The organism is Neopoerus faecalis, from assembly GCF_029218125.1.
GTDB lineage: Bacteria > Bacillota > Clostridia > Oscillospirales > Oscillospiraceae > Oscillibacter > Oscillibacter faecalis_A.
Genome location: NZ_JARFXX010000008.1, coordinates 60,188 through 80,919, shown reverse-complemented (window position 1 = coordinate 80,919; position 20,732 = coordinate 60,188). Strand labels below are relative to the sequence as shown.

At 50.1% G+C, this 20,732-nt stretch carries 18 protein-coding genes and 1 pseudogene; 8 read left to right on the top strand and 11 right to left on the bottom strand.

Annotation, left to right across the window (positions count from 1 at the left end):
• Positions 1 to 244 precede the first annotated feature (244 nt).
• The 7 genes from PY311_RS10105 to PY311_RS10070 form a co-directional block, all read right to left on the bottom strand.
• On the bottom strand, positions 245 to 3,193 hold the full coding sequence (locus PY311_RS10105) for a hybrid sensor histidine kinase/response regulator (RefSeq protein ID WP_286148553.1): 2,949 nt from the start codon (positions 3,191 to 3,193) through the stop codon (positions 245 to 247).
• Positions 3,194 to 3,198: 5 nt separating this feature from the next.
• Positions 3,199 to 5,049: an extracellular solute-binding protein gene (locus tag PY311_RS10100; RefSeq protein ID WP_286148552.1), complete on the bottom strand. Its 1,851-nt coding sequence runs from the start codon at positions 5,047 to 5,049 to the stop codon at positions 3,199 to 3,201.
• Between the two features lie 385 nt (positions 5,050 to 5,434).
• Entirely contained in the window at positions 5,435 to 5,791 is a 357-nt protein-coding gene (locus PY311_RS10090) for an Hpt domain-containing protein (RefSeq protein ID WP_286148551.1), read from the bottom strand.
• Positions 5,792 to 5,838: 47 nt separating this feature from the next.
• On the bottom strand, positions 5,839 to 8,007 hold the full coding sequence (locus PY311_RS10085) for an ATP-binding protein (protein WP_286148550.1): 2,169 nt from the start codon (positions 8,005 to 8,007) through the stop codon (positions 5,839 to 5,841).
• Positions 7,991 to 8,806 (bottom strand): substrate-binding periplasmic protein, encoded by an 816-nt coding sequence (locus tag PY311_RS10080; protein ID WP_286148564.1) that lies wholly within the window; start codon positions 8,804 to 8,806, stop codon positions 7,991 to 7,993. The genes PY311_RS10085 and PY311_RS10080 overlap by 17 nt, the downstream gene beginning before the upstream one ends.
• Before the next feature lie 615 nt (positions 8,807 to 9,421).
• On the bottom strand, positions 9,422 to 10,684 hold the full coding sequence (locus PY311_RS10075) for a type II toxin-antitoxin system HipA family toxin (RefSeq protein WP_286148549.1): 1,263 nt from the start codon (positions 10,682 to 10,684) through the stop codon (positions 9,422 to 9,424).
• 2 nt (positions 10,685 to 10,686) lie between these two features.
• Positions 10,687 to 11,010 carry a helix-turn-helix domain-containing protein gene (locus PY311_RS10070; RefSeq protein WP_286148548.1) on the bottom strand — a complete coding sequence of 108 codons (324 nt, stop codon included), beginning with the start codon at positions 11,008 to 11,010 and terminating at the stop codon, positions 10,687 to 10,689.
• A gap of 172 nt (positions 11,011 to 11,182) precedes the next feature.
• On the opposite strand from PY311_RS10070, the gene PY311_RS10065 reads away from it, so the two are divergent.
• Entirely contained in the window at positions 11,183 to 11,377 is a 195-nt protein-coding gene (locus PY311_RS10065) for a hypothetical protein (protein ID WP_215687762.1), read from the top strand.
• 308 nt (positions 11,378 to 11,685) lie between these two features.
• Complete coding sequence (locus PY311_RS10060) at positions 11,686 to 12,837, top strand: tyrosine-type recombinase/integrase (RefSeq protein WP_286148546.1); 1,152 nt, start codon at positions 11,686 to 11,688, stop codon at positions 12,835 to 12,837.
• Between the two features lie 341 nt (positions 12,838 to 13,178).
• Here PY311_RS10060 and PY311_RS10055 read toward each other — a convergent pair whose 3' ends face one another.
• The gene (locus tag PY311_RS10055) at positions 13,179 to 14,219 is read right to left on the bottom strand and encodes a hypothetical protein (RefSeq protein ID WP_286148545.1); all 1,041 of its coding nucleotides are present in this window, start codon (positions 14,217 to 14,219) and stop codon (positions 13,179 to 13,181) included.
• 978 nt (positions 14,220 to 15,197) lie between these two features.
• On the opposite strand from PY311_RS10055, the gene PY311_RS10050 reads away from it, so the two are divergent.
• The gene (locus PY311_RS10050) at positions 15,198 to 16,349 is read left to right on the top strand and encodes a tyrosine-type recombinase/integrase (protein ID WP_286148544.1); all 1,152 of its coding nucleotides are present in this window, start codon (positions 15,198 to 15,200) and stop codon (positions 16,347 to 16,349) included.
• A 181-nt stretch (positions 16,350 to 16,530) separates the two neighbouring features.
• On the opposite strand, the gene PY311_RS10045 is transcribed toward PY311_RS10050, so the two are convergent.
• The 3 genes from PY311_RS10045 to PY311_RS10035 form a co-directional block, all read right to left on the bottom strand.
• Positions 16,531 to 17,625, bottom strand: coding sequence for a tyrosine-type recombinase/integrase (locus tag PY311_RS10045; protein ID WP_286148543.1), 1,095 nt, complete (start codon positions 17,623 to 17,625; stop codon positions 16,531 to 16,533).
• Positions 17,626 to 17,761: 136 nt separating this feature from the next.
• A complete protein-coding gene (locus PY311_RS10040; protein WP_286148542.1) occupies positions 17,762 to 18,370 on the bottom strand; it encodes an ImmA/IrrE family metallo-endopeptidase in 609 nt (202 codons plus the stop codon).
• The gene (locus tag PY311_RS10035; protein ID WP_286148541.1) at positions 18,367 to 18,696 is read right to left on the bottom strand and encodes a helix-turn-helix domain-containing protein; all 330 of its coding nucleotides are present in this window, start codon (positions 18,694 to 18,696) and stop codon (positions 18,367 to 18,369) included. Before PY311_RS10035 ends, PY311_RS10040 begins: the two co-directional genes overlap by 4 nt.
• A 222-nt stretch (positions 18,697 to 18,918) precedes the next feature.
• Between PY311_RS10035 and PY311_RS12700 the strand changes: the two are divergent.
• From PY311_RS12700 to PY311_RS10015, 5 genes and pseudogenes are all read left to right on the top strand, one after another.
• Positions 18,919 to 19,080 (top strand): annotated as a pseudogene (locus PY311_RS12700) (helix-turn-helix domain-containing protein); the annotation flags it as partial.
• The gene (locus PY311_RS10030; protein WP_286148540.1) at positions 19,081 to 19,215 is read left to right on the top strand and encodes a hypothetical protein; all 135 of its coding nucleotides are present in this window, start codon (positions 19,081 to 19,083) and stop codon (positions 19,213 to 19,215) included. It abuts the pseudogene before it with no gap.
• Positions 19,216 to 19,226: 11 nt separating this feature from the next.
• Complete coding sequence (locus PY311_RS10025) at positions 19,227 to 19,481, top strand: hypothetical protein (RefSeq protein ID WP_286148538.1); 255 nt, start codon at positions 19,227 to 19,229, stop codon at positions 19,479 to 19,481.
• Positions 19,478 to 20,167: a 3D domain-containing protein gene (locus PY311_RS10020; protein WP_286148537.1), complete on the top strand. Its 690-nt coding sequence runs from the start codon at positions 19,478 to 19,480 to the stop codon at positions 20,165 to 20,167. The genes PY311_RS10025 and PY311_RS10020 overlap by 4 nt, the downstream gene beginning before the upstream one ends.
• 1 nt (position 20,168) lies before the next feature.
• A complete protein-coding gene (locus PY311_RS10015; RefSeq protein ID WP_286148536.1) occupies positions 20,169 to 20,615 on the top strand; it encodes a hypothetical protein in 447 nt (148 codons plus the stop codon).
• Positions 20,616 to 20,732 lie beyond the last annotated feature (117 nt).

Genomic DNA, 20,732 nt, shown 5'->3' with positions numbered 1-20,732 from the left:
GGTTGGGTCAGAAAAAACAGCGAGCAAGTTATCAGGCGCAAAAATGCAGGAAAAGTCCTGATTTCTCACGAAATCAGGACTTTCTGCCATGTGTGACCAATTTAGATATATGCTGAAAATAGGAAAAATCGAGAGCTGAAGCGGCTTTTGGCTGTTTCAGCCATATTTTTTCGCTATCGATTGCCCATGGTGATGGACAATCGGAACATTGTATGCAGACTACCTTGCCGATATGCATTCGCCCTTAATCCAGGTTCTTCTGCAAGATGCCAACCAGTTCCTCAATAACGATTGGCTTGGATAAGAATCCATCCATACCGCATTCCAGAGCTTTCTTTCTATCCTCATCAAAAGCATTGGCAGTCATGGCAAGAATGGTGATTCCAGCCAGGCCCGGATCCGCCAGAGCACGGATCTGTTTAGTGGCCTCATATCCATTCATTACAGGCATCTGCACATCCATCAGCACCAGATCATAATTTCCCGGCTTTGAATTCTTAACTTTCTCCACTGCCTCTGCTCCGTTTTTGGCAGTGTCAACCAGGAAACCATATTCATTGAGGATCTCCACTGCAATTTCACTGTTCAGTTCATTGTCTTCCACAAGCAGGATACATCTGCCCTTGAAATCCAAACCTGCTGCCGGAAGGATTGCAGCCTCTGCCTCTGCCTGTTTCTGGCCGATAGCAGTCATCAAGGTATCTCTGATATCTGACATGAACATTGGTTTTGCACAGAACGCAGTCACTCCGGCCGCTCTGGCTTCCACTTCGATATCTGACCAGTCATATGCCGTCAGGATAATGATCGGCGTATCATCACCGAGGCTGCGGATCTGCCGGGTAACCTCGATACCATTCATGTCCGGCAGACGCCAGTCGATGATATAAGCATGGAACGCGTCTCCCAGTTCCACCGACTGACGTGCGCGGAGAACAGCCTCCTTGCCGGAAAGGGTCCATTCCGAGCGCATCCCAACTCTCACAAGCATTTTTGTCACACTGTCACAGGTATTGAAGTCATCATCTACAACCAACGCCTTCAGACCCTCCAGCTCTGTGATCTTCTCTATGCGGTGGTGTCCAGGCTGAATCCGAAATGGCAGACGAACAATAAATTCAGTCCCTTTGCCCTGTTCTGTCTGGACCTCAATGCTTCCGCCCATCAAATCCACAATATTCTTGGTAATGGCCATGCCAAGCCCTGTTCCCTGGGTTCTGCTGACTGTGGAAGTCCGCTCCCTCTCAAAAGGAGAAAAGATCTTCTGTACAAATTCCTGACTCATGCCGATTCCGTTGTCCTTTACCCGGATCTCGTACAGTCCACTGCCTTTTGTTGTCCCCGGGAACTGTTTCAGCCGAACAGAAACGGTACCTCCTGCAGGTGTAAACTTGACTGCATTGGACAAAAGATTCAACAACACCTGATTCAGACGCGTCTTGTCACAATAGACGTCCTCATTCGTCACATCCATAGCATCTATATAGAGTTCCAGCTGCTTTGCATGGATCTGCCCGCTGATAATCGTCTTCAGGTCATGAAGTACACCCGACAGACTGACCTCTGTTTCTTCCAGATGGATCTTTCCGCTCTCAATCCGGCTCATATCCAGGATATCGTTGATCAGTGAGAGCAGATGGTTGCTGGAGAAAAGGATCTTGCTCAGATAATCCCGCACTCTTTTCTTATCATCAATATTATTGACAGCCAGTGTAGTAAAGCCGATGATCGCATTCATTGGTGTGCGGATATCGTGAGACATATTGGAAAGGAACGTACTCTTTGCCCTGTTTGCTGTCTCCGCTGCACGCACTGCCTCAGAAAGGGCCTGATTCATTTTCCTGTCAGAGGTACGGTCCGACATAACCAGAATATATTTCTTTTTCCGGTCCACCTCGCTGCCCATTGCCACAATATGAAACCAGCGCCGTTCTCCTGTTTGCTGATGAACACATTCAAAATCCCATTCCCGCTGTTCCGAGGTCTGGATCCCATCCAGATAATTTTTCTCCGGCTCTTCCTGTTCCTCCGGATGCAGTTTTTCCAGAATATAAATGTCTTTACGAATCTGTTCTACCGTAATACCCAGCAGCTTTTCCACATTTGGGCTGATGTAATTTGCCTGATATGTTTTTTCATCCAGCATCAGGAAGACGTCATCCACGTTCATTGAAAGCTTTTGAAACAGCTCATCCCGATACAGGATCTCCGTATCCTTTCTTCTAAGACTTGCCCTGCTTTTTTGAATAATAAGGCCAATAAAAAAGGCAGCAATACAGAACACGACCGCACCAACAAGAAGCATCGTACTGCGCAGCAGACCGTTCATACTGGCATTGACAATATCCTCCTGTACAAGTCCCAGAAATACCCAATCCTGAATGTCCGCTTTTTCATAGACCAGATAATAGTTTCTTCCGTCCAGGTTGACCATCATCGCATCGGTATATCCTGCTTTAAACTTCTCTGAAAGCTCGTTGAGCTCTTTTTCAGACAGATCGGAATTCTCTCGCAGAACACTGAAGAAATTATACACCTTCCCCCATGTCTCAGAAGAATGATCGACCACAACACGGCCATCCGGATAAATAATAAAACTCTGGGTATTTCCATTGAACGCAGAAATATCCAGCAGGGCTACGACATCAGAGTTTTCATACGCAATGGCAATGGCATCATATTCAAATCCCTGATAAATTCCATGGGCCCTGGGCGTAGCAAAAACAAGCAGCTGAGATTTCCCCGGAACTGCCGCATTCGCTATCACATCATTCCCCTGCCGGATCTCCTCTTCAATATTTCCCTGCAATCCAAGGTACCCCGTTTCCCCTGTCACCATCTTGTAGTCCCCGTCGGCTGACAGAAAAAAGAACTCTAAAAAGCCTGCATCTTCCTGTGCTTTCTTTATATAGTCACAAATTTCGTCTTCGTTGGAAATATTCTGCAGACTCTCTCCCCACAGATGAAGATATGTCAGGTTCTTATCTGCCAGCTCTCTCATCAGGTTACCGGACTGATGAAAAACTTCCGTCAGATGGGAAACGCTTTCCTCATAAATAGTTTTCGACACAAATCTAAAATATTGGAAAACCATCAAAACGATTCCAACCAAAACAGCTATAAGGATAGCTGCCTTTACTTGCTTTCTTCTGACAGGCTTCTTTCCATCTGTATCATGATTCTTAATGTCCATTCTTCTCACCTCAGAGCCATGTAAGCTTCAGGCTCTGCAAGAATGGCATCCCCGTCTGAAATATACCCTGTCCAGGTGTTTTTCACAGTGGTGTCTCCTCCATCAAACACAATATTCCCATCCGCCGGATAAGCCTCCATGTGTTTTGGCAGCGCAAGACAGGTTACCGTGAACGTATCCTCGTCCCGAATTTGTTTTCCGTCCTTTGTAACGCTGCTCAATGAGTAACCGTCCTCTGTCTCCTTAATTTCCACAGAAATACCGCTGACCACCGGCAGAGAGCCGCGGTTAAAGGGAACAAAGCCTCCCTCATAGCCTTCTACAAAGTTTTTAACTGTCTCTTTCAGTTCAGCACCGCTCATCTTACTGCTGTAAGCCGAAAGACCATTTGGCATGATCATGTCCCCTGCCATTTTTTCTGTATAACCGGCTTTCAGCACGTTTCCTGTAAAGCTGTTTCCGGTTGCGAGCAGTACATCCGTCCCATAGAGGCCGCGCAGAGTGTTTGCCATAACAGAATATGCCGCATTTCCTCCGCTGCTGTGGAAACGGTTGGAATAAGACTTCTGTGAATCCAATACTACGTTCTCAGCAGTGGATCCCTCCGCAAGAAGCTGAGCATTAAACGACCGATAGGCCTGCGCTGCATTGTATTCTCCCGCGATCATCTTAGAAACCACATCTTTGGAGACAGAGAAAAAGTCATTGGACGCAATGCGGATATACATATGATTTCCTTCGACCACAGGCTTCACATCTTCCATATATTCCGTAAAATGGAACTCCACATCCTGACTGTAGCTCAACAGATCCTGGCCATCGCTAATGATCCGCTTCTGCGCATCCTCTGAAAGCATTGTGTTCAGCACCTTCATCGCTTTCTTGCGGCGTGTCTCATCCTGTGTCAGATCGCGGTTTAAAGCCACCTGGAAATATGGCGTAGTCATGATCCACTTTTCACCGTTCTCCTGAAAGAAGGGAAGAAACGTTGTGTTGATACCCTGAGCCTGAAACATTGTTACACCGGCAGAGGTGCCAAAGTACATGGCAAGCCTGCCGCTTTGAAACATCTCAACGATATCATCATAATTCATATCCAGATCATCCTGACTAAGCCCCGTATCCTGAATGAACTGCTCCATACGTTCAAACGCCTGCGGCCAGACTTCACTGTCCAGGCCTTCTTGCTCTGTATTACCCGGGTCACTGTAGGTGGTACGCCACTTGCGTCCCTCTACGGAAGACAGCTCTGCGGCAGACAGACCCTGCAGGGTTTCCATGCAGGTATAATCATAATAATAGTCTGCCGTAAACCCACGGATCCCCTCTTTGTCAAATGTCTGGCAGGCAGAGACAAAGCTCTCGTAATCTGTGGGCAGCGGGATAGCATATTGCTCAAAAAGGTCTTTATTCACCACAAAACCATGGGCATCCGCACACACCGGAAGCCAGTTTACGCTTCCGTCCTCATTCATAAAGCTGCTGAGGTATGTATCATAGACGGCGCCTGCCGCATTGGTTGTGGAAAGGTCCATCAGACTGTCTTTCAGGGGCCTTGCATCATGCAGGGAAAAACGGCAGCAGGTTATAATATCCGGCAATCCGCCATTTTCCTGAAGGAACCTGTAGAAATCCAGATCATTATTGCCCACAACAAATTCAATATTGATATCCGGAAGCTGTTCCTGGATGTATGGCGCATATTTTTCATACAGGCTTGTGGTCCATAAATACACCGTGATCGTTTCTGCGTCTTCTTTTTCCGCGCTCTTCTCGCCGCAGCCTGACAAAAGTGATATAACTGTCACCATCGCCAGAACCATCGACAAAGCTCTGTTCCATTTTCTCTTTTTCATCAGGACTCCCCCTCTGAGTTCCCTCTGTATTTTTCTGCTTTACAACATCAAAATATCCAATGATTCCGACGTATCCATTCTTCTTTGGCCTTTTTTCATTATTTCCAAGACTTCAAAGCCATTCATCTGTGGCATATTGATGTCCAAAAGCATCAGATCGATCCCTGAATTATCTCTATCATCTGGATCGCCTGATTTCCATTTTCAGCTTCCAGATAATGGTAAGTTTCTCCGAGAATCTCCTTCAACATATTCCTGTTGAATTCTGCATCATCTACCATCAGGATTTTTTGTTTTTCTCCATATCTTTTTATTCCCCTTCATCCGTGTAGGTTTTCTGATGCTCCAAACACCTGGTCAAAGACAGCAAGTCATGCCGCATTGCTTAATGTGACATCTTCTTTATTTCTTCCATCGTCATCTCATATACTTCTGTTACTTTTTCCATTGCTTCCGGTATCCCCGGCTGCTCTCCGGTTCTATCCCTCAAAAGTTCTGTCAATTCATGACTAACCTCACACAGACGGTCAAAGGAAAGATTCTGACACACCCCTTTCAGTGTGTGTGCACTGCGGAAAGCATCTTCATAATTCTTATCGTTCAAGGCCTGTTTTAACTGTGGATAACTCTGATCTTCCAGAAACTTTAATGTAAATTTCCGGATCAGAGCTTCGCTGCGAAGGCGTCCTAAGACATCTTCATAGTTTCCTCCGATCGCTTCATAGCATTCCCGCATTGTCATATTTCCGCCCTCCTGTCTATATTTCACCGCTTATAGGACATGCCCTTTCAATTATCTTCCACTGATTTACGAATTACTTTTATCAGTAAGTTCACATCAACAGGCTTAGCAACATGATCATCCATTCCTGCTTCTTTCGCTCTCAGTCTGTCCTCCGTGAACGCATTTGCTGTCATTGCAATGATCGGTATTGTCTTTGCATCCTCTCTGTCCAGAGAACGGATCATCTTCGTGGCTTCATAACCATTCGTGACTGGCATCATAATGTCCATAAGAATGACGTCAAATTCACCAGGTTCACTATTTCTGAATAGCTCAACAGTTTCCTGACCATTCCATGCTTTTGTCACCTCAGCCCCTGCACTCTGAAGCATAAATTCTGCGATTTCCATATTCAGTTCATTATCTTCTGCCAGAAGAATATGAAGTCCCTTTATGGATTTTTCTGATACATCCTTCTGTTCTTCCCGTTTATCCGCATCCAGATCTATTTTGAACGGAACCCGGATCACAAATGTCGTCCCTACGCCTTTTTCGCTTTCAAAGGTAATGGTCCCACCCATTTTCTCGACCAGTTTCCTTGAAATAGCCATTCCCAGTCCTGTTCCGGCAAATTTTGTACGGCTTCCTTCATGTTCCTGTGCAAATGGTTCAAAAATATGTTTCTGGAACTCCTCAGTCATTCCGATTCCTGTATCCCGGCAAATAAATTCCATCGTCGTCATTCCCGGCTGTTCGGATGGAATCTCCGTGCAGCTGATGTAAATAGATCCGTTTGCTCTGTTATATTTCACCGCATTCGACAGGATATTCATCATCACGCGTTTCACATACTCTGAGCTTCCAATCAGATCCCGGTGTATGATTTCTTTCTTCTCCCACACGATCCGGATATTCTGTTCTGCCGCAATCTGTTCGATCACAACAAGCGCTTCTTTAGCGATTTTACTCAGATTAAACGGGCTCTCTTCCAGAACGATTTCATCAGACTCCAGCTTGCTCATATCCAGGACATCATTTACCAATTCCAGCAACAGATTGGAGGCCTCTTTAACCTTTATCCTGCATTCCGTCTGTTTCTCCATATCGTCTGCATAATGGTCTGCCACATTGAGCATACCGCAGATTCCATTGATCGGAGTCCGGATATCATGGCTCATGCGCTGGAGAAATTCCGTCTTCGCCCGATTGGCTGCTTCTGCTTTTTTTGCAGCTATCAGAAGTTCTGTTTTATATTTTTCATCTTTTTCCAGTTCCTGTTTCCGGTGTGCCAGATTGGTTCTGTATGTCCAGAACCAAAATATACTGAACATCAGGAAATAAAGAAAAATAACGCTTATCACATTGAGTGGAAGGTTATGGAACACTTCCGTATCCGGAAGATACGCATAAATATAATAATCCCTCTGCCTCAGCATGATTCCGTAGCATCCGGTTCCTTCATTCTTCAAATGATAAATGTGCTGACTGTCTGTATGCCTCTTCATTGCCTGAACAACTTCGTTGTCAGCCGTATTCTGCCCCAGCAGGCTCTCATCATTGCTGGCAACAACGATTCCCTCGTCTGCAACAATAATCGTTCCATCCTTCTGAGTACTATAGCCATTTAAAAGGCCTTGTATCGTCAGCGTATAATTTCTGGCAAATTCAGGAGATGCATAATAATAGATTGCAACGATACCCGGTGCATCTTTTCTGGCACAGGCTGCAATGTCGATATGTGACCCGTCTTCCCTGGTAAACCGTTCTGAATAAGATCTTTCTTCATATCCGGCAAAATCCATAATAATGTCTTTTTGCAGATACTCCGTAATCTCATTGGCCAGAGACTCGTCCGTGCTGTATTCACAGTCGGTCTTTCCTTCTGCATCCAGTACAATGATACCATCCACCCAGAGAGTCTGCAGGTTTTCTTTCAGAAACTCACGACTCAGATGACCGCCGTTTTCTGTTTCCATGTGAATATTTGTACTCATCTGTCTGGCACTTTCAATGGCACGGAGGAGGCTTTTTGATTCCGAAGATTCATTATAATAGGTGCAGGTGGAACACTGCACTTTAACATAATTTACAATCTCCACCATTCTTTCCTCTGCTTCTGCTTTTTCTGCGTGGAAAAAATAAAACAGAGCGATTACTGCCACACAGATTCCAATCAGACCGCCGAGCAGCTGGACTCGTTTTTCTTTTTTCTTTCTCTTAATATCCAAGATCATCCACCTCCAGATACTTTTCCGGATCATCCAGATATTTCCCAATAATTTTCAGGGATGTGCCATCCTGACGCATTTCTTCCAGTGTCTGATTCATCTGCTCGCAGATTCCTCTGTCATCATCTTTTGCGAAAGCAACACCGATTCCGGTGATCATCAGCGGCTCTTCCAGAATACGGAAGCTTGCATCATAATCCTTCATATACTGGACAACAGATTCCTCGTGTGCTGCAACTGCATCTACATAGCCTTTTCCCAGAAATGTATAGATCAGCTCCCTGTGTCCCAGGCTGATCAGATTCCCCAGCTTTGGGATTCTCTCATCCGTCCTGTTCAGAAAGATGCCTTCCGGTTTGGTTGTGGACTGGACAGCCAGGTTTTGTTCCTCCAGGTCACTCAGTTTATAGATATCACTGTTCTCATTTACAGCGACCACCTGACGGCTTGCTATATATGGTCCCGCCCAGCGGTAATCATCAAGGCGCCCTTCCATGGAAAAACATCCCATGATGCAGTCAATCTCTCCGCTCTCTACCAGTTCTTCTTTCTTCTCCCAGTTGATCTGGACAACCTCCAACTGATATCCCATTCTTTTGAATGCTTCCGTAGCCAGTTCTACATCGATTCCCGTCGGTACACCATCCTCATTCAGATAATTGTATGGTGGATAGTTATCGCTGCCAAGGGTGATAACAGGCTTTTCTGGTTCTTCTTTCGTGTTATCTGTGTTTTTGCACCCTGCCAGGGTGACTGCTAAAATTCCAGCAAGCAGAATGCCTGCAATCACTCTTTTTCCTTTCATTTTCCTTCTATCCCTAACTATCCTTTTCGTTTCTTTCATATCTGATTTCCCGCCTTTTGTTAGGTTCGGTACCTTTCCCGCCGGATCTTATACCTATGATCGTCTTTTCCTGTACCTTCATCTCAACCGGTTTTGAAATATAAACCGATGCAAATTTACCGTTTTATCCGTTTCGGTTTCCAGGTATGCCTGCATCTCCGGAACAAAAGTTGCAGGTAAGCACAGTTTATCATATCCGGCTGTAACCTTCAATGCTTTAATTCACTGGCTTCACATTCCTGCGCTGTCTTTTCTCAAAATAATCCGCTGCACTTTTTTGGCGATATTCTTCTCTTCGGCTGGTTGATTATTTAGCTCCTAACGGATTTGCGCAAACTAATCCGTTGCTTGTTCGACCGATACCGCACCACTTCCGAATAAATAGGACCCGGAGTACAGACTGCCGTTTTTGGCCTGTACTCCGGGTTCTCTTCAGTTGTAAATCAGTTCGGAATGCACAACGTCTTCAACATCCCGGTCGTTTTGCATACGATTATATGCAACTTAGTGATTATGACCTACCGACAAAAAGATCCCCCTTGCTCGAAGGGAGATCCGATGGTGAATCAGGCTGTGCTATTCAAGCGCCAGCGAGAAGGCCGGTCGCATATATTCCTGTGCGCTCCGGCTTAATCCGCATTCCGCTGCCAGACGATTCCAGTTTTCTCGGACAGTGTTCAGGATATCCGCTGCCATAGCTGCTGCGTCCTTGGTGCTGACCCCACAATACGGTGCGATCTCCAGCGCAAGGTCAAGGGAGATCGTCGCATCGTCCTCATTTACGCAGAGAGACAGCTCGTCACCCTCCGGGACAGGGTTTACATCATACAAGGGTGAGAGGTGCCAGCCATCCGACTTGAGGATAAAGCCGTGGTTTCTCATGTGGTCATCTGTATTGGAAACTGCCATATTAAATACGATCCGCTTCCATAGCTCTGTCAAATCCCTCTTGGGAGCAGCGCCGTTGGCCTTGATAAAGGATACCAGTTCAAGATAACTGGACCCGTCCGCCGCCGAAGCCCCATCTGTTTTTCCAAGCATTGTCATGGCGGACGCAAAATGAATCCGCGCAGCGCCATTCCGGTCAAACCTGCGTACAAGGAAGGTGCTTCCGTACTTGGAGAAGTCGATCAGCATGGACTTGGGAACATCCAAGCCGCAAAGTCTCGCAAGGTCATGGGTGACCTTTTCCCATGCACCCACATTAACATCGTCGTGCTTGGACGGGAACTTGGCGATCCATAGATTTCCCTTTGTATCCAGAACGGTGGCCTTCGGACGAGCGCCGCCCAGAGAGGAACCGGGCTTGATGAGTTGATTGATCCATTTCTGCTCGAGACCGGACTCATCGTTTTCGAATTGGCGGGAGGCTTCCTCCAGCGTTCGCAGGCTGGTCCAGGGAGGCGTCGGGGTTTCTGAATCATCCGAAAGGAACGGACCGTCTTTGTCCAGCTTGAAGCGGATCGCTCCCATCCGCGTCTCGTCGTAGACGCCCAACAGGAAGTCGCTGTCTAAGAGCTTTCGAGGCTTTCGGCCTTCCTGTTCCGCCAGTATTCTTTCTCTGCGCGTCATCAGTAGGCGGCCCCAGCGGTCGGGGGAGGAGTCAGCGAAAAGGCCGAACACATTTTTTGCGCCGGAGGGATACTGCCGCCCGGCATACAGTTGAAGATCCGGGTCGAGATACATGTAGTTTGCGCTGCTTTTTAACCAGTCAGCATCATACTCAAAGGAATAGCTTTCACGGCCGCGGACATTCTCCACGAAGAGAGTCCCCAGGAAGTTTGGCGTTGTAGACTTGAAGCTCTCATAGACATAAATTATTTTTTGGTTTGACGCCACGGTCAATCACCTCCGTTTCGCGGTGCTCTCTTGCGAGTGGTAAGTTCAAGGTCTTGGAGCTTACGCCCCAGCTCGTCATCCTTTGCAACGAGCAGGAGGTCTTGATCCATATTGTTCAGTGCGTGCAGGACTGCGGCATAGATCCCAATCGCGACAGAGGGGTTTCCCTTTTCAACATTCCACACTGTGGCTCGGCTTACACCGGCTCTTTCCGCAACCAATTCGGCGGACAGATGCCGCCGTAATCTGGCAAGTTTGATCTGTTCTCCCAGCTGTTCTAAAATCGCCTGCGTCTGCGGCAGCACAGCAACACTCTTTCGTCCCATTCTGCACACCACCTTACATCGTCTTTGTGCTTTTTATTATAGACGATACATCTATTATTGTCAATAAATAAAGACATTAAAAGCAGCGTGTCTGCGATTATCCCTTACTTCATTGTGTGCTGACCATCTTGCCGATATGCATCCGGTCTTATTCCTGATTGGGGGGAATTCTATGGAAGTAATCATTCATTTGCCGCGCTCAAAGGAAGGTCAGGAGGAACTTGCCAAGCGCGTTGCAACTGTCCATGCACAGTTGATTTATAATTACATCTCAAGGTTGGAGTGTTCAACAGAGCAAAAGGTCGCCCTTCTCGATGCGATTCAGGAGAACATCCACGATGAAATAAAGAAAGAGAAAGAGGGATGATCCCTCAATCTCCTACACTTAGACGGATTCTTCGACAAGGTATCCGCCACCGAAGATAATCTCCAGCTTGCCGCCAGGATAGACCTTAATGCATTCTACCATCTGACGGACGATGGAGTCATCGTACTCCATTTTGCACCGCTGAAAGAAGCGTCCCCTCCGGCAGCGCAGAAATTGCGCCGCAATAGACAAAGATAGGGCAGCGTGGTCTAAGCGCAAATGATAACTTTTTGATAACAGTTCGGTTTTCCGATAGCTTTCCTCTGCTGTTTACGGTATGGTTTGCTGTTACAAAGGAGGTCGATACCATGCCAAAGAGACGAGCGAACGGGGAAGGGAACATCCGAAAACGCAAAGACGGACGCTGGGAGGGGCGGTACACGGTCGGTCACGATCCGGAAACTGGCAAGGCCATCATCAAGAACGTTCTTGGTAAGACACAGGCAGAAGTAAAAGAAAAGCTGAAGAAAGCCATCGGGGAAAACGTGGGCATCGACTATGGGCGGGCCAAGACCTACACCGTGGGTAACTGGTTAGAAGTGTGGTATGAGAACTATGCCAAAATCAAGATGCGCCCATCCACCTACCTGACCTATCATGGCTACATCGAAAACCACATCAAGCCGCAGCTCGGCAAGATCCCGTTGAATGATCTGACGACGCTGCATCTGCAACAGTTCTACAAGAAATTGTTGGCAGAAGGGCGGGTAGAGCGAATCGAAGCACAGAAGCAGCCCAAGGGACTGAGCGCCAAAACAGTGCGCAACATCCATCAGATCATTTCCTCTGCGCTGAAGCTGGCAAACGAGCAGCGGCTGATCGCCCGTAATCCGGCAGACGGCTGCGCGTTGCCGAAGGCGGAGCGCAAGGAAATGCAGACGCTTCCTGTTGAGCAGCTGACGTCCTTCCTCCGAGAGGCCAAGGACAGCGGCGTGTTCGCCCTGTACTACATCGACCTGACCACCGGCCTGCGGCGGGGCGAGTTACTTGGCTTAAAATGGTCGGACATTGATTTGGAAAAAGGAGACCTTCGGGTTCGGCGGCAGATCGGGCGCATCGACGGCAAGATCATTGAAATGCCGCTGAAAACGAAAAACGCCTACCGCACCCTGCCTCTGTCGGCAGACGCGATAGACGTTCTGATGCAACAAAGAAGAAAAACGGGTAACAGCGAATGGGTATTCCCATCGCCCACTGGAGGTCCCATGTCCCCGGACAGCGTCCTGCACATGCTCCAGCGGGTGCTGAAGCGAGCGGGGCTGCCCCGCATCCGATTCCACGATCTCCGTCACACCTTCGCGACGATGGCGCTCCAGAACGGCGTGGATGTGAAAACGCTGTCCAGCGCGCTGGGCCACTACTCGGCTGGCTTCACGCTGAACACCTACACCCACGTCACCACCGACGCGCAGCTCAAGGCAGCGCAAACAATGGGAAATATCCTATCCTGTGCCGTCTGATGCTTTCCGCTACCCGCTCCCGTTGGGGTCAGCGTTTGGGTCAGGAAAAAGCAACATCCGAAAATAGCAACTTATGAAAAACAAAAGTCCTCGAAATCAGACGATTTCGAGGACTTTTGGTACGCCGTGAGGGATTCGAACCCCCGGCCTTCTGGTCCGTAGGTTGTCTCACGCACAAATCGGAGTCATTTCGGCTCCGATTTGTGCTTTTTGCCGCCGTTCGCTCGGCGGATTTTTCATTGTTTCCGTCCAGACTTGCCCGCTTTTTTCGGATTCCGGGTCAAAAGTGGGTCAAACACGGTGCGCCCGCACCCACGCTGTCCACGGCTTGTATGGACTGCTCAGTTGCCTGCAAAGAGCTCGTTGGTGGCGTTGAGGGTTACTCGAAGGTAGGGACCGATGTCGGCGATGCCGGTATAGCCGGTCTCAGCGGTAAAGCGGTAATAACCGTCACCGAAGTTCCTGCCGTGGATGGGACCGTCAGCCAGAGTGACGGTCAGCACGGCGTTGTTCCCATCCTGACGCAGATCCGCATTCTCAATGAGGGTGCAGCTTCCCGCCAACTCCCCGGCGGGGAAGCTCTCTGGGTAGAGGGAGCCATACTCCTTCAAAAAGTCCAGGTCTACATCCTTGGAGAGGGTGCCGCTGCTGAGGAAGGTGTCGTGCATGGTGACGGTGAGGGTCATACCGTCCTCCGAGAGAGCCACCTCGGTATAGGGGATCTCGCAGTAGGCGGCCACGAAGTCGCTACCGTCCGCCAGGGGCGCGAAGGCCACGGTGAGGCCGCCTGCATCGACCTGAGCGGAGCGGATGGCCTCCCGGCGGCCCTGCATCCCCATGGAATAGCGCTCCCCAGCCCCGGCCCAGTAGATTTCAGAGCTACCAATGCCGGGAGAAACATAGGGATCATAGCCTCGGTCGCGGCCCTGCTCATCGTAGAGAAGGCTTAGTGTGGCCAACTCCACGCGTGGAAAACTGGGGACGCCGTTATAGATGTTAGGCCCACCAGTGACCACCCGGACGGATGCCTGGGACTCGATCTCGCACCGAAGCAGGGGCGTATCCAGCCACAGCATCCGGCGGCGGATGCCGCTCTCACCGTAGACCCAGTCCAAGCTGGGGCCGGAATCCTCCATTCCCAGCTGCACCAGGAAGTCGCCCTGGTACGCCTCGATGGAGGCGATGAGGTCCGCGTCGTCCCCATAGAGAGCCCGAACTTCCGCCTCCGTGGTGACGGGGGAGAAGGCATCTGGCTGGGCGGGGTCGGCTGAAGATGAAGAATCGTCGGAGGAACCTGATGGATTGGAAACGGAGCTTTCCCCGCAGGCGGCAAGGTTCAGCAGCAGGAGAGCCGCCAGAGCCAAGGAGATGAGTTTCTTCATGGGATAGCACTTCCTTTCTGTTGTTTGGGGCGTGGCCCCGGTGAGGAACTTGCAATTGCAAACGGGAATTAAACGGCATAATTGTTCTGAAATTCTTCCAATTCCTTGGATTTATTGTACCATAGCGCAAAAGTGTTTGCAACTGGAACTGCCGACAGAAAATTCTGTATATTCGAAAAAAATAGGCACTGCGCAAGGAACGCTGCTCACCCGACCTCAGAAAACATCAAATGAGCCATTTTAACAAGCGGCCGTCCAGCGTTTCGAGAACATGCAAAGCGCACCGAGGGTAGTGACAGCGCCCCTATCCGAAATACCACCTGTTTCGGCGTGTGAGCCCCTGTGTGCGATCCTTCTCCGAAAGCCGAGTGTGTACCCACTTTCGCTCGTGAAAGCGAACGTGGGCCGTTTGTGCCGGAGGTGTTGAAGTCCGTGTGACCAACGTGTTGGAAACGTTGGTATGACTGCGTTTTCTGCGCTTTTCGCAGGTTTTTCGGGGACGAAAAAGAAAGCAGGATAAACGGCTGGCGTCGGAACCGACGCTCTGCCCAATCACTTCTGCCCGCAGTGCGGGCAGTTGACGGGGGTTTTAACGCAGTCGGTTGTGACGCCTTTTGAAGGAAATTTCAGAACGGCTGGCGTCTTAGTTCCCCCAAACGCAGGTGTCCCAAGGAATTTAGTGGTGCCTTATGGCCGTTTCGGAAGGAAATCGAGGTAATCAACACCGCGTGATCAATGGTGCAAGGCAAGCATATTTTGTACCAGTCAATGGAAAGGGCTTCTTGACCGTCCAAAAATCGCACCGCTGAAACCAAAGAGGACGCTCCCGGCAGCGCAAGAATTGCGCCGCAATAGGCAAAGATAAGGCTCCCCGCTTGAGGGAGCGAAAATGATAACTTTTTGATAACGATTCCGTTTTTCGGTAGCTTTTCCCTCTTGGTTACGGTATTGTTCGTTGTCGAAAAGGAGGCTGATTTTATGCCAAAGCGACGAGCAAACGGCGAGGGGAACATCCGAAAACGCAAGGATGGACGGTGGGAGGGCCGGTACACAGTCGGTCACGATCCCGAAACCGGAAAGTCCATCATCAAAAACGTGCTTGGCAAGACGCAGGCGGAAGTCAAGGAGAAGCTAAAAAAGGCCATCGAGGAAAACGTCGGCATCGACTACGGGCGGGCCAAGACCTACACCGTGGGAACATGGCTGGAAGTCTGGATGGAAAACTACGCCAGAGTGAAACTCAGACCGTCCACCTTCAAAACCTCACAAGGCTTTCTGAAAAACCACATCAAGCCGCAGATCGGCAACATCCCGCTGGCAGAGTTGACCTCTCTGGACTTGCAGCGGTTCTACAAGCACCTGCTGGACGGCGGTCGGGTAGACCGCGTCGAAGCGAAAAAGAAACCGAAGGGACTGGCTCCGAAAACCGTGCGGAACATCCACCAGATGATCGGCTCGGCGTACAATCTCGCCATGGAGCAGAAACTGGTGAGCAAGAATCCAACGCAGGGCTGCGCCTTGCCGAAAGTCGAACACAAGGAAATGAAGACCCTGACCGCCGACCAACTCAGCGCCTTCTTCCAGGAGGCCAAGGACAGCGGCGTGTACGAGCTCTACTACCTCGACCTCGCCACAGGACTACGCCGTGGGGAACTGCTGGGATTAAAGTGGACGGATGTGGACTTCCAGCACGGAGCACTGAAAATTCAGAGAGCCATCTCTCGGCAGAATGGCAAAGTAGTCGAAGCCCCGCTGAAAACGAAAAACGCCTACCGCACACTGCCCCTGTCGGCGGATGCGATAGACGTTCTGATGCAACAAAGAAGAAAAACGGGTAACAGCGAATGGGTGTTCCCGTCACCAACAGGAGGCCCCATGTCCCCGGACAGCGTATTGCACATGCTCCAGCGGGTGCTGAAACGGGCGGGGCTGCCCCGCATCCGATTCCATGACCTGCGCCACACCTTCGCGACCATGGCGCTCCAAAACGGCGTGGACGTGAAAACGGTGTCCTCGATGCTGGGCCACTACTCTGCGGGCTTCACGCTGGACACCTACGCCCACGTCACCACCGACGCGCAGATGAAAGCCGCCCAGACGATGGGGAACATCCTCTCCCGTGCCGTCTGATGCTTTCCGCTATCCGCTCCCGTTGGGGTCAGTGTTTGGGTCAGAAAAAAGCGACACACACAAATAGCAACTTATGAAAAGCAAAAGTCATCGAAATCAGACGATTTCGAGGACTTTTGGTACGCCGTGAGGGATTCGAACCCCCGAAATAATCGCTGTGACCCTTGAAAATGCTATATTCCTATTTGCTGTTAGCATTTTCGTTAGCATTTTCGGCTGCTTCTTCTGTTTTCTCCGAGTAAAATGTAGCCATTTCAGTTTGGTACCTGGTGATATCGCTCTTGGCGATATGCGTATATATTCGGTTCATTGTTCCGGGGTCCGACCATCCGCCAATCTCCATGGCTATCTTTTCCGGCATCCGCAGATGGTAGGCCAGTGATGCAAAACTGTGCCGCAATCCATGGATGCTCACATCAGTCAGGCCGTTGCGGATGCAAACCCTGTGGACGTTTTCCCGAAGCCTGTCCTGTGTGATGTCCATAACCGGGCCGGACGGCTTACGCTCTCGCTCCAGTGCCTCTTTCAGCGACGGTATGAGGATGGGGACGTTACGCGATGAGGTGACATTCTTCCCTTGTTTCTTTTTTGTGAGCTTATTCTGGCTGTCCAGAACTACGGCCCCGGTGGTTCGGATGAAATCCGGGTTCTTCGAGACGTTCTCCCACCGGAGCGCCTGTATCTCGGAAATACGCATAGAGGATAGCGCCAGCAGCGCAGGAACCTCGAAGAAGGTTCCCCTGACAGCTTCTACGAATGGAATGATCTCATCAGGCATCAGGAAGGCCCGCTCAGATGGTATAGGAGCGCTCAGCTTGACCTCTGGTATCATTTGCCCCGTTGAATACCGAATAACGCTCTTGACGAAGCCATAAGCGTTTTTCAGGTACTTTGGCGCGCAGAGTGCGGCTTCATCATTGACGATGACCTGCCATTCCTTTTCGGGCTTTGCGGCAAGGGCATCCACATCTTCCTGCATGATGCTCTGGAAGCGGAATTTTTGAATCTTCCGATATCCCCGAATTGTGGCGGGAGAAAGCGTGTTGCTCTTGCTGTCTATGTAGTCATCCATCGCCATTGTCAGTGTGGCGCTTTCTTTTTCCTCCTCATGCTCTTGAGACACCCGTTTCCCTGCCAGATACTCCGCTTTGATCGACTGGGCTTCCAATATGCATTTCTTTTCGTTGCGTGCTGTTACCGGGATGCTTTCGCCGCCTAACCGCAGTTGGATAAACCATGTACCCGACGGCAATTTCCGCGCTTTTGGAACTACCACTTGATTTTCCTCCCATATTTATGTAATATGAAAGGGTGATATGCGGTGTCAATGCTATCACCCTTATGGCCGCTCTCGGTGTTCCAGCACCGGGGGCGGTTTTTATTTTATCTGGCCATATATCAGCCCCCAGACATCAAGATACGAGGATCGAACTGTCGAGGTACGAATTGTACTCATCGGTATCTACAAAACACTCCATGCAGGCTTCTAACATTTCAGAAAACAAGCCCCAATTTTGGAGACTTATATTATCTCGATCGTCCTCTTGCCTTTCAAAAGCTACCGTTGCCATTTTAGGTGTTACATTAAATAGACTGACATAGCTTTGCACTGAGTTTGCGCATAGGTTACATGCGACAGGGAGGGGACAAAGGAGATTCCGCGCAAAGCAGTTCGCTTCTTTTTCTACGGCCGAATCGTGTTCGTCTCGGTGCTTCAGAATGAAATGTCCAATTTCATGCGCAATAGTAAAGCGAATAGAACCAAGCGGCATTGCTTCGTTGTACAAGATAATGCGCTTATCTCCGTTTACAATGGAAAAACCAAATTCACTAACCTCTAAAAGATTTCCCACTGTATAGCCATATAGGAAACTTGCTTGACCGTATGTAAGCAATTTGCAGTTGCCTAAAAAGTTTTCAGCGATAGCAAATACATTTGTTGCCAGTGAAAACGATGCGTAGTGTATCAGAAGTTCATATGCCGCATTAGTGGCTCTCCTGTAGTTCGGGTAACGGATCAATCTTTAAATTCCTCCTCAAACATGACCTTGGCCATATCTAACAGCTGTTTCCGCTTCTCCGGAGACAGCTTTTTTGCATTACGGCTCAGAATGATAAAGTTTTCATCAGGGACGTTGCTGTCGTTTCCTCCGTTAATATCTCTTCCGAGGAGATAATCGACAGATACATGAAAAAAATCTGCTACCTTTGCGAGCTTGTCACCGGACGGTGTTGCATTATCCCATCTGCGAATAGTACCATTTCCAAAGTCCATTTTTCGCTCAAGAGAAGCCAAAGTTTCTCCGTGGCTGTCGCACAATTGCTTAATGCGCTGCATTAGCGTCATAGCGAATAACCTCCCAAATTCTATCCCAATATTCGCAAATTAGCTATTGACAGCCATACAATAAAATGCTATACTTCGCTTGTAAGCTATTCAATAGCACATAAGCTACTTACGGATGCGCCAACAAACATGAGTAGCCGTTGCGTATGGATTTGTTACGCCACAATAATAGCTTATTTTCTAATCGTTGTCAAGCGGAAATAGAATGAAAGGAGTGAAAATGTGCTATTCCAACGGATACAGCAACTCTGTGAAGCGAACAACACCAGTATCGCGAGGCTGGAACGAGACTGCGGCCTCGCTAACGCAACCATCCGCCGCTGGGAAACCGCATCGCCGAGTGTAGAAAACCTTGCAAAGGTTGCCGACCATTTTGGAGTGTCGGTGGACTACCTGCTCGGGAGAGGGGCCTATGCGCTGTCAGCAGAGGCCCAGCAATACGCCAAGGAGTTTGACGGACTCCCAGATGACAAGCGGCAGCTCGCCATGGCTTACATGGGCGTTGTGCAGGCTCAGTAGCAGGAGGGATTATGAAAGCGAGAGATATTGTAAGGCCCGCAAAATTGCTGGAAACCCGCAACCGTATTATCAGGGTGGCGATGTCCAGAGAGGGCATACGTTCTCAGAGAGACCTCGGTGAGCAGATGGGCGTGGAGGAGGGCGTTGTTTCCGGGCGCTTCCGTGGCCGTGTGAAGTGGAACATCGATGAACTGCGAAAGCTGGACCGGGCGGTTCACTTTCAGGACGAAGAATTATTGCAGCTGATTAGGGGGGTGAGGCCATGAGCCAGAGATCTGAAAAACTGCACCGTCAGGTGTCCCAGCTGAGGGCGGATGTTGATGCGCTGCAGGTCGCTTGGCTGGCGCAGGAGCACCATGCAGCCACAGAACTGGAAGCCTCTGCCGAACGTGCCCGGCAGGCGCACCGGAGGGCCAGAGCCGCTCAGGAATCTGCCAGGGCTTGGAAGCTGAACGCCATCCTTGCTCTGATCCTCGCCGCCCTGATCGCCGGAGTAGCGTTGGTGATCTCGGCCAAGGCCGCCGAGAAGCCTACCACTCCCCCATCATCAGCGATTACCGATAATGGGCAGCTGTCTGGGGATGACACCCCGGCTCAGGAGCCTCTGAGACTGGATCAGGCCCACGTTCTGGAGAATGTCACCGTGACCCATTACTGCATCTGCCAGCGGTGCTGCGGCAAAGCCCCCGATCACCCGGCCTATGGCATCACAGCCAGCGGCCGCAGAGCCACGCCCTATGTCTCCGTGGCGGTAGATCCATCCGTGATCCCGCTTGGGGCCGATGTGCTGGTGGATTACGGTGACGGCGAGATCCATTACTACCGTGCCGACGATACCGGCTCCGGTGTTGGCAGCCGCCACATTGATCTATGCGTCGGCAGTCATGCCGAGGCCCTGCAGATGGGCCACCGTACCGCCACCGTCTACTGGGTGGCGCAGGAGGTGGAGTGAGATGGCCGCTTTGAAAAACTATACCACGACCGTTTCGGTCTCCCAGACCGTGAGCGACATCCATAAGGCGCTGGCCGACCATGGTGCCCGGAAGGTCATGTTCGACTACGATGACAACGGCCGGGTTTTGGCAATCTGCTTCTCCATCATCACACCGGATGGAGAGCGAGCAGTTCGGCTTCCTGGTAACGCTGAGCGTGTACGCATGGTTCTGCAGCGCCAGAAAGCTGACCCGAAGCGGCGGGACCGTTCCAAAATTGACGCCTCTCCAGAACAGGCAGAGCGTGTGGCCTGGCGGATCGTCAAGGACTGGCTGACCGCGCAGCTCGCCATTCTCGAGACAGAGATGGTCGACGTAGGCCAGGTATTCCTTCCTTACTTCGTTGGCCGCAACGGGCAGACTCTCTATGACGCATACGCCGCCGGGCAGCTTTGCCTTCCGGAATGACACGTATCCTATCCAGCCTTCTGCCGGGCGTTCCCGGCGCCCGCAACTCTCTTTTTGCCGGGCTGCCCCGAGCAGGTTAGCCGCGGGGCGTCCGGCAGAGGGCGGGGTTAATAACCG

Excerpts from the sequence above, each read along its gene's own strand:
- PY311_RS10065 (WP_215687762.1), top strand. The coding sequence starts at position 11,183 with ATGGAAGTAATCATTCATTTGCCGCGCTCAAAGGAAGGTCAGGAGGAA.
- PY311_RS10015 (WP_286148536.1), top strand. The coding sequence starts at position 20,169 with ATGGCCGCTTTGAAAAACTATACCACGACCGTTTCGGTCTCCCAGACC.
- PY311_RS10100 (WP_286148552.1), bottom strand. The coding sequence starts at position 5,049 with ATGAAAAAGAGAAAATGGAACAGAGCTTTGTCGATGGTTCTGGCGATG.
- PY311_RS10090 (WP_286148551.1), bottom strand. The coding sequence starts at position 5,791 with ATGACAATGCGGGAATGCTATGAAGCGATCGGAGGAAACTATGAAGAT.
- PY311_RS10025 (WP_286148538.1), top strand. The coding sequence starts at position 19,227 with ATGAAAGCGAGAGATATTGTAAGGCCCGCAAAATTGCTGGAAACCCGC.
- PY311_RS10070 (WP_286148548.1), bottom strand. The coding sequence starts at position 11,010 with ATGGGACGAAAGAGTGTTGCTGTGCTGCCGCAGACGCAGGCGATTTTA.
- PY311_RS10105 (WP_286148553.1), bottom strand. The coding sequence starts at position 3,193 with ATGGACATTAAGAATCATGATACAGATGGAAAGAAGCCTGTCAGAAGA.
- PY311_RS10050 (WP_286148544.1), top strand. The coding sequence starts at position 15,198 with ATGCCAAAGCGACGAGCAAACGGCGAGGGGAACATCCGAAAACGCAAG.
- PY311_RS10020 (WP_286148537.1), top strand. The coding sequence starts at position 19,478 with ATGAGCCAGAGATCTGAAAAACTGCACCGTCAGGTGTCCCAGCTGAGG.
- PY311_RS10035 (WP_286148541.1), bottom strand. The coding sequence starts at position 18,696 with ATGACGCTAATGCAGCGCATTAAGCAATTGTGCGACAGCCACGGAGAA.
- PY311_RS10080 (WP_286148564.1), bottom strand. The coding sequence starts at position 8,806 with ATGAAAGGAAAAAGAGTGATTGCAGGCATTCTGCTTGCTGGAATTTTA.
- PY311_RS10055 (WP_286148545.1), bottom strand. The coding sequence starts at position 14,219 with ATGAAGAAACTCATCTCCTTGGCTCTGGCGGCTCTCCTGCTGCTGAAC.
- PY311_RS10060 (WP_286148546.1), top strand. The coding sequence starts at position 11,686 with ATGCCAAAGAGACGAGCGAACGGGGAAGGGAACATCCGAAAACGCAAA.
- PY311_RS10085 (WP_286148550.1), bottom strand. The coding sequence starts at position 8,007 with ATGATCTTGGATATTAAGAGAAAGAAAAAAGAAAAACGAGTCCAGCTG.